A 12344-nucleotide genomic window follows, 5' to 3' on the forward strand; every position below is an offset into this window, starting at 1 on the left:
CGCAAGCCGTACGGCACGGCCCGCGGAGGTGAACACGGGCCTGGGGGGTGTCTGCGCGAGTAACCTTGCTGCGGTTGTCAGGTCTTGTCCGGACGAAGATTACTTTTAGGAAACTTTCCTAAGGATTGCCGCGATCGTAGCTCTGACACCCGAGGCTTACAAGACCCAAACACGACTCCGCCGCACGAGTCAGCCGAGCGTGCGGCGGAGTCGTGCGGCGGAGAAGAGACCGGCTGCTACGGCTGCCGGGTGATCCTGACGTCGTCGATGCCGGCCTCGACCAGGGATGCGCCTGAGGCGTCGGCGGCGTCGATGAGGATGCGGACGGTCTGGCCCGCGTGCGCGTTCAGGTTCGCCGTGGCCGTGGCCCAGGCGCCGTTGCGGTTGCTCGCCGCGCCGGCCTGGTCGAGCACGGTCGTCGTGGTGCTGCCGACGACGCGGACACGCAGGTAGTCGGCGCTGGAGGCGTTCGAGCCGTGCGCCAAGTAGTACGAGAAGGACAGGTTCAGCGCGCCCGTCGAGGGCAGCGTGATCGGCGGCGACTGGACCGAGGTGACGCCGCCGTCGATGTCATGGTCGCCCGCCGACGAGCCCGCCAATCGCCCGGTCACCAGGTCGTTCGTGCCGCTGACCGTGGTGCCGAGCTGCTTGGCGCCGCTGGAGGTGGTGGCCTGCGGGTCGCCCCGCTCCCAGAGCCCGGTGCCGGCCGTGTCGGTGCCGCTCGGGTTCACCGTCCAGCCGGTCGCCGTCTCGAACGTGTCGACGTAGACGGTCTCCGACGGGGTGCCGGAGCCGCAGTACTGGGCCTCCTTACCGATGATGCGGTAGACGCAGTCCGCGTACTCCAGGAAGCGCAGCACCGCCTCCCTGTTACGGGTGGTCTGCGTGACGATCTGCTCGTCCGGCGGGTAGAAGCCGGGGCTGGAGCCGCGCGGATACATCTCGAACGTGAAGCTGAAGATCTTGTAGACGCCCCACAGCCAGTCGTCGATCGTGCCGTCGGTGATGTAGAGGTCGCTGGCCTGCTCCGGCGTGTACCCGTTCGTGCTCGCCATGTTCTGCCCCAGCGTGGCGTGCGCGTCGCGGTCGTCCTGCGTCAGGCCGGGCGCCGTGTCGTTGAAGGTGTAGCCGTACGGCCAGAGGATCAGCTCGCTGTAGGTGTGCCAGTCGATGTGCGCCTTGATCTGCTGCACGCCGCCCACGACCCGGCCGCGCACCCAGTTGGCCGCCGCCCTGACCTCGGGCGCCGACTCCGCGCTCGCCCCCCGGTACGTCTCGCTGCCCGCCGAGCCCGACGACCCGCCGCAGCAGCCCCAGTTGTAGGCCCAGTTACGGTTCAGGTCGGTGCCGACCGCGGACGAGCCGGAGTTCGGCTGCCGGTTCTTGCGCCAGGACCGGTAGGAGCCGGTGGCGATGTCGTACTCGCCGCCGTCCGGGTTCAGGTCCGGCATGATCCAGATCTCCCTGGTGTTCACCAGGTTCGTGATCCGGGCGTCGCTGCCGTGGTTGTCGGCCAGCAGGTGCATGATGTAGAGCGCCATCTCGACCGTCAGGTGCTCCCGGGCGTGCTGGTGCGCGGTGAACAACACCTCGGGCTCGTTCTCGTCGGTGCCCACGTTGTCGCTGATCTTGACCAGGCGCAGCGGCCTGCCCTCGTACGACGTGCCGTACGTCGTCTGGCTGACGATGTCGGGCCGGGCCGCCACCAGTGCGTTGATCTCCGCGGTCATCTCGGCGTAGTTGTGGTAGGCCGAGTCCGCCGGCGGGAAGTCCAGCGCGCCCACCGATGACGGCGGCGCCGGTCGCGGTACCTCCGTCACCCGATAGCCGAGCCGCCTGATGGCGGACACCTCGGACTCCGTCGCCGTGACCAGCACCGAGTCCGGGTCCACCTCCTCGACGGCGGCTCCGGTCGCCGCCACCGCGCTGCGCTGCCGCGCGTCCGCCGGGCCCGCCACCCGATACTGCTTGTTCGGCGGCGGCTCGGCGGTGGCCCCCGCGCCTGTCATGCCGGTCAGGCTGATCAGGCTGAGGGCGGCAAGCAGGATGACTAATCGGTGTCTCACCTCGTCCTCCTCGGGCGCTCGGGGTCGGGGTTGACCGGCGCCTGAACTGAGAGTGAAGACGTTGACCGCCGCGGAGAAGGCCCAAATTCCGTCAGCCGGCGGCCAGCTCCGCGATGCGCTCCACCAGGCCGTCGGCGTCGAAGCCGATCGGCTGCCAGAAGACGTGGTCGGCGCCCAGTTCCCCGGCCCGCGCGAGGTCCTCGGCCACCTGCTCGGCCGAGCCGGTGAGCGGCATGCGCTCGTCCAGCGGCCGGTCGCCGATCACGCCGTTCACCTGGATGACCAGCGGCCCCGCCCCGCCGGCCTTCCGGTACGTCTCCACGCACTGGCCCAGCGCGTCCCAGTCGAACACCACGGCGGTCAGCCCCATCCCGAGCGCGGCCGCCCGCTCGACCGCCGCCGGGGCCGCCGCCCCCGCGAGCAGGGTCAGCCCGGCCGGCTTCGGCCCGATCTGCGACTCGGGGATCGTGGAGAAGCGGCCGGAGAAGCTCACCGGGTCGGGGCCCCAGCACGCCCGCATGGCCGCCACGTGCTCGGCGAACCCGGCCCCGCGCCGCGACGTGGGCACTCCCGCCGCCTCGAACTCCTGCGCCATCCAGCCCTGGCCGAGCCCGATCCACAGGCGGCCGCCGCTCAGCCGGTCGAGCGTCGCGAGGCGCTTGGCCAGCACGACCGGCGGGTGGTAGAGGGCGTCGATGACGCTGGTGCCGAGGCGGATCGAGCTGGTGGTGGCCGCGAGGTAGGCGAGCGTCTCCAGGGGGTCGTACACGATGGCGCTCTCCTCAGGCAGCGGCACCACCTGGTTCAGCCCCAGCATGTACGGCTCCGCCGGCCGCAGCAGCCGCTCGTACGCCCACACCGCGCCGAGTCCCGCGCGCTCGGCACGCTGCGCGACGTCGGCGATCCGCTCAGGGCTCGCCTCAGGTCCCGTGATGGGCAGGCCGATTCCGAAGTCCATGTCGTGCTCCCTTCCGTCACATGGATGGACCCGGGCGGGGCGGGAAAGTCATCGGGCCGCCGGATATCGTGTGATGTCAGCGGTTCGTCCCCAGGAGCAAGCAGCATGTTCTTCGGCATCACCGATTTCTGGGCCTACGCCATCGGCGCCTTCCTGATCATCCTGTTGCCCGGGCCCAACTCCCTGTTCGTGCTCAGCCACGCGGCCACGCACGGCGTACGGGCGGGCTACCGGGCCGCGTGCGGCGTCTTCGCGGGCGACACCGTGCTGATGTTCCTCAGCGCCGCCGGCGCCGCCTCACTGCTGCGCTCCCACCCGGCGCTGTTCGCCGTCGTCAAGTACGCGGGCGCCCTCTACCTCGCCTGGATCGGCCTGCAGATGATCCGCGGGGCGTGGAAGTCCTGGCGCGCCGCCCCCGAGGTGTCGGAGCAGCCCGTCACCGCGCCGGCCAGGGCCGAGAGCCGCCCGTTCCGCAAGGCGCTGACGATCAGCCTGCTCAACCCGAAGGCGATCCTGTTCTTCGTCTCGTTCTTCGTGCAGTTCGTGGACCCCGGCTACGCCAGCCCGGCGCTGACGTTCGTCATCCTCGGCGCGGTCATCCAGCTCTTCAGCTTCCTCTACCTGACCGCGCTGATCTTCGGCGGCACGTTCCTGGCCGCGCAGTTCCGCCGCCGCAGGCGGCTCGGCGCGGGCCTGGCCTCCGGCGTCGGGGCCGTCTTCCTGGGATTCGGGGCGAAGCTGGCCACCGCGTCACTCGGCTGAAAGCGCCGTTCAAGGCGCGGCTGTTTTCGTGGAGACAGATCGAACGCGTCAAAAGAGGCAGTCGCACCACCACTCCTCAGGTACGGTAAGCCACCGGCGTGCTTCCCGGGGACGGCGGCCGATGACGCTCTGGTGACAGCGAGCGATCCATCGGGGAAAGCCTGGTCCCCCGAAGCCCGGGTAGTCGCTGATCGTCGGCCTATCTGCGGAGCAGCCTTGAACCATCCACCGGTCACCCTTCCACGCCTCACCGCGCTCGCCCGGCAGGCGGCTCCCCGGCTGCTCGAGGCCGTCGTGGCGCCCCTCGCCGTGTTCTACCTGGCCATGGTGGTCCTCGACTTCAGGTGGGCGCTCGCCCTGACCGTCGCCTGGGTCTACCTGGGGGTGATCTGGCGGCTGATCAGGCGGATCAAGGTGCCCGCGACGATGTTCCTGGCCGCGTTCGCGATCACCGTACGCGCGATCGTGGCGTTCTGGACCGGCACCTGGATGTGGTTCTTCATCCAGCCCGAGATGGGCACGATCTGCATCAGCATCGCCTTCCTCGCCTCCGTGCGGCTCAACAAGCCGCTGGTGGAGAAGCTGACGCTCGACTACATCCACCTGCCGTCGGCGGTGCTCAAGCACGAGCGCGTGCGAAGGTTCTTCGCCAGGATCACCCTGCTGTGGGCGTTCGTGCTGCTGATGAACTCGACGTTGAGCATCTTCCTCGCCGTCTACGAGTCGCTGGCCGGCACGCTCGCCGGGTTCATGCTGCTGCGTACGTCAGCGGTGGCGCTGATCAGCGGCACCGCGATCACGTTCTCGATCATCGCCTTCAAGCGGCTGCTGCACCGCCTGCACGTCGCTCACACCTGAGCCCACACCTGACCGTTCGACCAGCAGAAAAGCCGCGCACAGGCCCATGACCAGCCCGGTCAGCATGCCGAACAGCGCCACGAACTCCTCCACGCCGCCCTCCGCCGCGCTGAGCGGCCCGGCCGCCGCCGCGACCACCATCGCATAGAGCCCCCAGGCGAACAGCGTGCCCGAGCCCAGCCAGACCAGCACCGCGGGCCGCCAGAACGGGCCGCGCCCCCGCCCGCGCACGAGCGCCACCAGCCCGAGCGCCCCCGCGATCGCCAGCGTCCCGCGCAGCAGGTTCTGCACCGCCAGGTACGGCTGCTCCCCGATCACCCGCGTCAGCATGACGCCGCCGAGCAGCACCGCCACCGGCAGCGCGGCCCACGCGATCACCTGCTGCAGCGGCCTGGTGAGGCTGGGGAAGGGGCGCGCGAGCCGGGTGGTGAAGACAGCAGGCCAGCGGTCGCGGGCATAGAGCGCGAACGCGGCCATCAGCCCCACGCCCTGCCCGATGAACCCGCCGTAGACCATCGCGTACACCCACGGCTCGATGGGGCCGCCGTCGAGCGCGTCCAGCCCGGAGGCGACCAGCACCACCGGCGCGCTGACGACCACCACCGACAGCAGGCCAGAGCCGACCCACAGCGGCAGCAGCACCAGCCAGGCCGGCAGGCGCAGCCCCCAGCGCATGGTGAAGGCCAGCGCCAGCACCAGGCCGACGGCGTCCATGCCGAACGTCATCGCGTTCATCCCGACCATCGCCGGGTCCGCCATCAGATCGGGTGCGCCGACGCCGACGTAGTGGCCGGCCAGCCAGAGGATCTTCAGCGTGAGATAGGGCAGCATGGCGGCGACCGCCACGATCGCGGCGGTGACGCGGCCGATGCCGGGCCTAGGTGCTTCGGTCATGCTCCGAGCGTGGCGCGGTGAGCTCCCCGGCTCCTCCCGAGCCTCGGGGATCCTCCTCCCCCTCGCGGGGGAGGGTGACGGCGAGCTCGAAGCCGCCGCCCAGGGCCCGCGCGGTCAGCGTGCCGCCTTCCGCCCGTACGCGCTCGCGCAGGCTCGTCAGCCCCAGCCCGCCCCGGCGGGCCGTGGGCCTGCTGCGCGGCGGCCCGTTGCGCACGCGTACGAGATGCGGCGAGACCGACACCGCGACCTCGGCGCCCGGCGCGTGCTTGGCCGCGTTGGTGAGCCCCTCCTGCACCACGGCGGCGGCCAGCTCCGGCATCGGGCCGCCGGCCAGGTCGAGGGTGATCGCCATGCCGGAGGCCGCCGCCCTGCGGACCAGGTCGGGCACCGACTCCCCCGCCGAGTCCCCCGCCGGCTCCCCCGCCGGCTTCTCCAGGGGCGCCAGGGGCGCCGCCTCGGCGTCGTCGCGGAGCAGCCCGATGATCTGCCTCAGCCGCTCGGTGGCGTCGGACGCCGCCTCGCGCAGCTCGCCGGCCGCCTTGACCTGGGCGGGCGCCAGCCCGGGAGCCAGCTCAAGCCCGCCCGCCCTGACCGCGATCAGCGCCAGGTCGTGGCCGAGTGAGTCGTGCATGTCCCGCGCGATCCGCGCCCGCTCCCGGAGCCTCGCCTGTGCCTCGACCGACAGCCTGGTCTGCGCCCGCTGGTGCAGCAGCCTGCCGCGCAGCACGCCGAGCAGGTAGGGGACCAGGTAGGTCCCGATCAGCGCGGTGACCATCGACACCCACAGCGCGAGGTCGCCGCCCATCACCACGACCACGGCCACGCCGACCAGCGTGATCAGGCAGAACGCCACGAGCGCGGGTGCCGTACGGGTCGCCCGGCGGCCGGTCAGGTAGGCGTACCAGATGATGAACGGCGACGTGGGCAGCAGCGGGAGGATCTTGACGTCGTGCCGGGGCAGCAGCCACGTCAGGTCCACCGTCGCGAACCCCTCGCTGAACTTCCACGGCCCGAGCGGCAGCAGCAGCATCAGCGCGGCCAGCGGCCAGCGGCGGCCGACCAGCACCGCCGCCGTGGCCAGGCCCCAGCGGGGCAAAGTCACCAGGGCGAACCCGGCGGGGTCGCGGAACGGGTCGGCCCCCATCGCGGCGATGAACACGCAGAGCCCGATCCACAACAGCAGGTCGTAGACCACTTGGCGGCGGTTCGCGCGGCGGAGCTGGCGAAGGTACCTCACGCCCGCCGACGTTATCCGCTGCCGGCCGGTACGGGAGACCCCGAAGGCCAGGTGAGGCACCTGACGAAAGTAAGGGTGGGGAGCCGTCCACCGCGACGGTAGTGCTAGCCCTACCGGGAAAGCGCCTACCTCCACTCCTGATTCCGGCGCGCGAAACCGGTTTGATCGATGGTGTCATCCGGAGGTCCGGCGCCCTCCCCCGACGAAAGTAGGGGGCGGGGCATGCCTTACGTCCGATGTGCCGTGACCTGCGGAGTTTCTACCTTCCAGGGGTGACGGCCCTGACCCGCCTCCGGGAAAGGGCCGCGTTCGACCCGGGGCATCCCCGATACCCCGGGGACCCCCGCACAGACAGGCTGTGTGGTGCCCCTAACGATCGGAGTACACGCTCATGTCGCACGCCATCCTCGACCTGGTCGAGCAGGTGATGTCGTCGCCGTGGCTGTATGTCGCGCTGTTCGGGCTCGCGCTGCTCGACGGGTTCTTCCCGATCGTGCCGGCCGAGACGTCCGTGATCACCGCGGCGGTCTTCGCCGCCTCGGGCCAGACCAACCTGGCCCTGGTCATCGTGGTCGCCGCCCTGGGCGCGTTCGCCGGTGACCACATCTCCTACCTGATCGGCCACCGGTCAGGGGGACGGCTGCGGGAGAAGAAGGCGTTCGTCTGGGCGCGCAACGCCCTGGCGGAGCGTGGCGGGCTGGTCCTGGTCGTCGCCCGGTACATCCCCGGCGGGCGTACCGCGACCACGCTGACCATGGGAGCCGTACGGCATCCACTGCGCTCGTTCACCTTCTTCGACGCGATCGCGGCGGGCTCGTGGGGCCTGTACTCCGGGCTGATCGGCTTCTTCGGCGGGATGGCGTTCGAGAACGACCCCATCAAGGGCCTGCTGCTCGGCCTCGGCATCGCGGTGTCCGTCACCGTCGTGGTCGAGGTCGTGCGCTGGGTCAGGAAGCGGCGCGCCACCAAGGCTTCCGCTGGCCGCCTTCCGGTGGACACGTCCCTTTGACCCTGCCAGGTCACCATCCGTTCGAAAGGAGTGCGCAATGACTGTGCTGGCCGCGGTGATCGCCCTGGTCGGTTCGCTGTTCTTCGCGCTCGGAGCCGCCCTGCAGCAGTTCGAGGCGGTCGGCACCGCCAAGCCTGGGCTGCTCGTCCTGCTGCGGAGGCCGCGCTGGCTGATCGGCGGCGCGTCCATCCTCGCCGGTGGTGGCCTGCACATCGTCGCACTCGGGCTCGGCCCGCTGACCGTCGTCCAGCCGATGGGCGTGGCCAGCCTGCTGTTCGCGCTGCCCCTCGCCGCCACGCTGCACAACCGCAAGCCGGAGCGCAAGGAGCTGGCGGCGGCGGGAGTGGTCGCGGCGGGGCTGATCGGGCTGGTGCTGCTGGTGCCGGAGTCCGACGGCCCCACCCAGCTCGACCCCGACGGCGTGCTGACGCTGCTCGGCGTGGCCGGCGTCGCGGCGGTCCTGCTGTGGGCCGCCTCGAGGGTCGCCTCGCCCGCCGGCCGCGCGGCCCTGCTCGCCACCAGCTCAGGCGTCCTGTACGGCGCCACCGCGACGCTCATGCGCGTCCTGGTGGACGGCGCATGGAACTGGCTGTACCTGCTGGCGCTGCCGGTCCCCGCCCTGCTGGCGCTCATGATGCTGCAGCGCGCCTACGCCGTCGGGCACTTCGGCGTCTCCTTCGCCGCCCTGCAGATCGCCGACCCGCTGACCGCGGTCGCGTTCGGCGCGCTGCTGCTCGGCGAGCCGGTGCCGACCGGAGTGCTGCCCGTCGTGGCGGCACTGCTGACCGCCGCGGGCACCGTGGCCCTGGCCAGAACGAGCCCGCTGGAGACCCGCTGATGTCCCTGCACGAATCCCTGCCCCCCGCCGTCCCCCCGCAACTGGTGAAAACGGAGTCATCTCACATGGCCATTCCTCTGCACAGCGTGCCCCGCGTCCCCGACCTCGGCCCCGCCCCCGAGCGGCCGCGCCGCGTGCTGATCTCGACCGACACCTACCCGCCCGACGTCAACGGCGCCGCCTACTTCACGCACCGCCTGGCCGCCGGACTGGCCGCACGGGGCAACGAGGTGCACGTGGTCTGCCAGTCGGAGACCGGGCGAGCCGGCGCCGACGTCGAGGACGGCGTGATCGTGCACCGATTGCGCTCGGCGCCGATCCTGGTCCACCCGACCATGCGGGTGACCGTGCCGACCAGGCTCGACCGGCTGGTCGCCGACATCAAGCCCGACGTGCTGCACACCCAGGGCCACTTCGTGGTCGGCAGGGCCGCCATCGCCGCCGCCCGCCGCGCCGGTGTGCCGATCGTCGCCACCAACCACTTCATGCCCGACAACCTGTTCCAGTTCGCCCACATCCCCGCGCGGCTGCGCGAGCAGGCGGGCCGGCTCGCCTGGCGCGACTTCAGCCGGATCTTCAAGCGGGCCGACCACATCACCACGCCCACCCCGCTGGCCGCCAAGCTCCTCGCCGACCAGGGCTTCCGCAGGGAGGTCGAGCCGGTCTCCTGCGGCATCGACCTGACCAGGTTCCACCCGCGGCCCGAGCCCAAGTCGTGGGCCCGCAGGTCCTTCGACCTGCCCGACCGGCCCACCGTGCTGTTCGTCGGCCGCCTCGACGAGGAGAAGCACCTCGACGAGCTGGTACGCGCCCTGCCGCTGGTGCTCAACGACACCGACGCGCAGCTCGCGTTCGTCGGCAAGGGCAACCAGCGGGAGGTGCTCGAACGCCTGGCCAAGCGCATCGGCGTGCAGGACAGGGTCTTCTTCCTCGGCTTCGTGCCCGACGAGTCGATGCCGCAGGCGTTCGCCGCCGCCGACGTGTTCGGCATGCCGGGCGTCGCCGAGTTGCAGAGCATCGCGACGCTGGAGGCCATGGCCTCAGGGCTGCCCGTCGTCGCCGCCGACGCGATGGCGCTGCCGCACCTGGTCGACTCCAACGGCTACCTCTACGAGCCCGGCGACATCGTCGCGCTGGCCAGGCACCTGACCACGATCCTGGTGGACGACGAGCTGCGGGCCAAGCTGGGCCGGGCCAGCAGGGAGCTGGCGCTCACGCACGACGACCAGGCGTCGCTCGCCAGGTTCGAGCGCATCTACGACGAGGTCGGCCGATGACGCTGAAGCAGACCTTCTGGAGCACCGTGCTGCTCACCGTGGCATCGGCGGGCGCGCTGGCCTACGCGCAGGTGGCGCTGCCCTCGCAGGTGCTGCTCAGCGACTACGCGCTGGTCTCCGGTGGGCTGCTGCCCGTCCTGGTCGGGATGCTGGCACTCGCGGGAGCGTGCCTGAGTCTCGCGTACGGGCTGGCCGCCTCCGACCCGGCGCGTACCGCGGCGACCCGGGTCCTGCTGCTGGCCGGCGCGGCCGGGCTGATGATGAGCGCGATCTTCCCGACCGACCCGGGCACCTCCCAGGTGGGGTCGCTGTCCGGCGAGATCCACCGCTGGTCGGCGGCCGTCGTCTTCACCTCGCTGCCGGTCGCGGGCTGGACCCTGGCCAGGGGCCGGGGCGGCGCGCCGCGCTGGAACGCCGTACGCGCGATGGCCATGGCCTCCGGGGTGTCTCTGGCGGTCTACCTGGCCGCGCACCCCGCCTCGTTCACCTCGCCGCTCATCGGGGGCGCCGCCTACTACGGGCTGCTTGAGCGGGCCGTGGTGCTGGCCGAGATGGGGCTGCTCGTCGCCATGGCGCTGGCCGTCGCGACCGGCCGGCCCGCCGTCAGGACCGCGCACGACCCCGCGAGCACGGACACGAACGCGATCACCGGCCCGCTGACCGGGCACCCCGAGCGGCCCGGCGAGCAGGAGCGGCTGGCCGCGTGACGGCCACATTTCGACGGGGGCCGAAGGAACGCCGCCCTAGCGTGGGCGCATGCTCATCACACGCCATGCCGACGCCGCGGCGGTGCTCGCCGACCCACGGTACGTGCCGCCGCCCGTCGCCCAGGACGCCCCCGAGGGGACGCTGGCCTGGCTGCGCGCCCGGGTGTCGCGGTTCAGCACCGGCGCGACGCACGCCGAGCGCCGCCGCGACCTGGTCGCGCTGCTCGACGGCATCGATCCGGCCGGGCTGCGCGCCGATGCCCGTGACCTGACCCGGAGGCGCGGCGGCGACTGGCGCGGGGTGCCCACGGCGGTGCTGGGGGCCGCGCTCGGCGTCGAGGACACCTCCCCCATGGCCGACACCGCGGCCAGCACCGCGGCCAACACCGCGGCCGACACTGTGGTCGGCGCCGTGGCCGACGCCGCGGCCGGCTACCTGTCGGGCCCGGGCGGCCCGGGCGACCCGGACGGCTCGATCGCCGACGCCGCCGTCGCGAAGCTGCTCGCCACCGCCGGCATCCCGGCGATCACCCTGCTCCTCCAGGCCCACACCGCCACCGAGACCCTCATCGAGCACGCCCTGCGCCACCGCGCGCCCGGCCAGGACGTGGACGCGCTGCTGCACGAGACGCTCAGGCACGATCCGCCGCTGGCGGTGACCCGCCGGGTGGACACGCTGACCGGGAACGAGGTGACGATCGACCTGGTCTGCGCCAACCGCGACCCGTCGGTGTTCCCCGACCCCGACCGCTTCGACCGCCACCGCCGGCACTCCTCGCACCCCGAGGATTCGCCGCACGGCGGGGACTTCCCACGCCCCGAGGACGCGCCGCACCCCGAGGACTCACCGCACCCCGAGGACTCACCGCACCCCGAGGACTCACCGCACCCTGAGGGCTCCTCGCACCTCACCTTCGGCTACGGCGTGCGGCCCTGTCCTGGGCCTGCCCATGCGCTCGCGCTGGCCGCCGGTGTCCTGGAAGGGCTGGTCCCGTGAACTTTCATGACCTGCACCGGCCCGGCGACCCCCTCCTGCTGCCCAACGCCTGGGACTACGGCTCCGCCGCGCTCCTGGCCGCCCACGGTTTCCCCGCGATCGGGACGACGAGCCTCGGCGTCTCCGCCGTTCACGGCAGACCGGACGCGGCCGGCGCCACGAAGGCCGAGACGATCGAGCTGGCCGAGACGATCAGCGGACTCGGCGTCCTGGTGACCGTGGACATCGAGGGCGGCTTCAGCGACGACCCCTCCGAGGTGGCCGACCTGGTGTCCGGCCTCGCCGCGCTCGGCGTCGCGGGCGTCAACCTGGAGGACGGCAGGCCCGACGGCACCCTGCGCCCCATCGAGCTGCACCAGCGCGTCATCGAAGCCGCCAAGGGCCACGGGGTGTTCGTCAACGCCCGTACGGACACGTGCTGGCTGGGGACCGGCGACACCCTTGAACGGGTCCGCGCGTACGAGCACGCCGACGGGATCTTCGTGCCGGGGCTGAGCGACCCCGGCGCGATCGCCGAGGTGGTGGCGGCAACGCCGCTGCCGGTCAACGTCCTCTACCAGCCGGGTGGTCCTTCCCTCGCGCGGCTGGCCGAGGCCGGCGTGGCCAGGGTGAGCACCGGGTCGCTGCTCTACCGGGCCGCGCTGGGGGCGGCCGTGGCGACCGCGCTCGGCGTACGGGGGGAGCCGGCGCCGCCGATCCCGACGTACCAGGAAATGGTGGCCCGGCTGCCGGGATAATCGG

The 12344-nt window shown here is 72.0% G+C and carries 12 protein-coding genes; 8 read left to right on the forward strand and 4 right to left on the reverse strand.

All coding sequences use genetic code 11. The features are described from left to right. Positions 1–236: 236 nt before the first annotated feature. Entirely contained in the window at positions 237–2066 is a 1830-nt protein-coding gene (locus tag AB0K18_RS44295; protein ID WP_364927287.1) for a M14 family zinc carboxypeptidase, read from the reverse strand. 91 nt (positions 2067–2157) lie between these two features. After that, positions 2158–3024, reverse strand: a complete 867-nt coding sequence (locus AB0K18_RS44300; RefSeq protein WP_364927290.1) for a TIGR03619 family F420-dependent LLM class oxidoreductase — start codon at positions 3022–3024, stop codon at positions 2158–2160. A 105-nt stretch (positions 3025–3129) separates the two neighbouring features. Here AB0K18_RS44300 and leuE point away from each other — a divergent pair, with 105 nt between their 5' ends. Further along, positions 3130–3786: a leucine efflux protein LeuE gene (gene leuE, locus AB0K18_RS44305; RefSeq protein WP_364927293.1), complete on the forward strand. Its 657-nt coding sequence runs from the start codon at positions 3130–3132 to the stop codon at positions 3784–3786. Positions 3787–4002: 216 nt separating this feature from the next. Next, a complete protein-coding gene (locus AB0K18_RS44310; RefSeq protein WP_364382891.1) occupies positions 4003–4644 on the forward strand; it encodes a VC0807 family protein in 642 nt (213 codons plus the stop codon). On the opposite strand, the gene AB0K18_RS44315 is transcribed toward AB0K18_RS44310, so the two are convergent. Continuing rightward, positions 4552–5538 (reverse strand): hypothetical protein, encoded by a 987-nt coding sequence (locus tag AB0K18_RS44315; RefSeq protein ID WP_364927296.1) that lies wholly within the window; start codon positions 5536–5538, stop codon positions 4552–4554. The two genes, AB0K18_RS44310 and AB0K18_RS44315, sit on opposite strands and share 93 nt — an antisense overlap. Next, positions 5522–6775 carry a histidine kinase gene (locus AB0K18_RS44320; RefSeq protein WP_364927299.1) on the reverse strand — a complete coding sequence of 418 codons (1254 nt, stop codon included), beginning with the start codon at positions 6773–6775 and terminating at the stop codon, positions 5522–5524. Before AB0K18_RS44320 ends, AB0K18_RS44315 begins: the two co-directional genes overlap by 17 nt. A 391-nt stretch (positions 6776–7166) precedes the next feature. Here AB0K18_RS44320 and AB0K18_RS44325 point away from each other — a divergent pair, with 391 nt between their 5' ends. The 6 genes from AB0K18_RS44325 to AB0K18_RS44350 all read left to right on the forward strand — a co-directional run bounded on the left by AB0K18_RS44325 (position 7167) and on the right by AB0K18_RS44350 (position 12340). Further along, positions 7167–7784, forward strand: coding sequence for a DedA family protein (locus tag AB0K18_RS44325; protein ID WP_364927302.1), 618 nt, complete (start codon positions 7167–7169; stop codon positions 7782–7784). A gap of 37 nt (positions 7785–7821) precedes the next feature. After that, positions 7822–8622 carry a DMT family transporter gene (locus AB0K18_RS44330; RefSeq protein ID WP_364927305.1) on the forward strand — a complete coding sequence of 267 codons (801 nt, stop codon included), beginning with the start codon at positions 7822–7824 and terminating at the stop codon, positions 8620–8622. Between the two features lie 65 nt (positions 8623–8687). Beyond that, on the forward strand, positions 8688–9899 hold the full coding sequence (locus AB0K18_RS44335) for a glycosyltransferase (RefSeq protein WP_364927308.1): 1212 nt from the start codon (positions 8688–8690) through the stop codon (positions 9897–9899). Next, complete coding sequence (locus AB0K18_RS44340; RefSeq protein WP_364927311.1) at positions 9896–10606, forward strand: DUF998 domain-containing protein; 711 nt, start codon at positions 9896–9898, stop codon at positions 10604–10606. Before AB0K18_RS44335 ends, AB0K18_RS44340 begins: the two co-directional genes overlap by 4 nt. A gap of 49 nt (positions 10607–10655) precedes the next feature. Then, positions 10656–11603 (forward strand): hypothetical protein, encoded by a 948-nt coding sequence (locus tag AB0K18_RS44345; RefSeq protein ID WP_364927314.1) that lies wholly within the window; start codon positions 10656–10658, stop codon positions 11601–11603. Beyond that, positions 11600–12340 carry an isocitrate lyase/phosphoenolpyruvate mutase family protein gene (locus AB0K18_RS44350; RefSeq protein WP_364927317.1) on the forward strand — a complete coding sequence of 247 codons (741 nt, stop codon included), beginning with the start codon at positions 11600–11602 and terminating at the stop codon, positions 12338–12340. The genes AB0K18_RS44345 and AB0K18_RS44350 overlap by 4 nt, the downstream gene beginning before the upstream one ends. The last annotated feature ends 4 nt before the right edge of the window (positions 12341–12344 follow it).

The sequence above is a fragment of the Nonomuraea sp. NPDC049421 genome (assembly GCF_040677005.1).
Taxonomy (GTDB): domain Bacteria; phylum Actinomycetota; class Actinomycetes; order Streptosporangiales; family Streptosporangiaceae; genus Nonomuraea; species Nonomuraea salmonea.

What these genes read in the sequence shown, in the direction of transcription:
- AB0K18_RS44330 (WP_364927305.1), top strand. Translation starts at nt 7,822, where the DNA reads ATGACTGTGCTGGCCGCGGTGATCGCCCTGGTCGGTTCGCTGTTCTTC.
- AB0K18_RS44345 (WP_364927314.1), top strand. Translation starts at nt 10,656, where the DNA reads ATGCTCATCACACGCCATGCCGACGCCGCGGCGGTGCTCGCCGACCCA.
- AB0K18_RS44340 (WP_364927311.1), top strand. Translation starts at nt 9,896, where the DNA reads ATGACGCTGAAGCAGACCTTCTGGAGCACCGTGCTGCTCACCGTGGCA.
- AB0K18_RS44335 (WP_364927308.1), top strand. Translation starts at nt 8,688, where the DNA reads ATGGCCATTCCTCTGCACAGCGTGCCCCGCGTCCCCGACCTCGGCCCC.
- leuE (WP_364927293.1), top strand. Translation starts at nt 3,130, where the DNA reads ATGTTCTTCGGCATCACCGATTTCTGGGCCTACGCCATCGGCGCCTTC.
- AB0K18_RS44325 (WP_364927302.1), top strand. Translation starts at nt 7,167, where the DNA reads ATGTCGCACGCCATCCTCGACCTGGTCGAGCAGGTGATGTCGTCGCCG.
- AB0K18_RS44315 (WP_364927296.1), bottom strand. Translation starts at nt 5,538, where the DNA reads ATGACCGAAGCACCTAGGCCCGGCATCGGCCGCGTCACCGCCGCGATC.
- AB0K18_RS44300 (WP_364927290.1), bottom strand. Translation starts at nt 3,024, where the DNA reads ATGGACTTCGGAATCGGCCTGCCCATCACGGGACCTGAGGCGAGCCCT.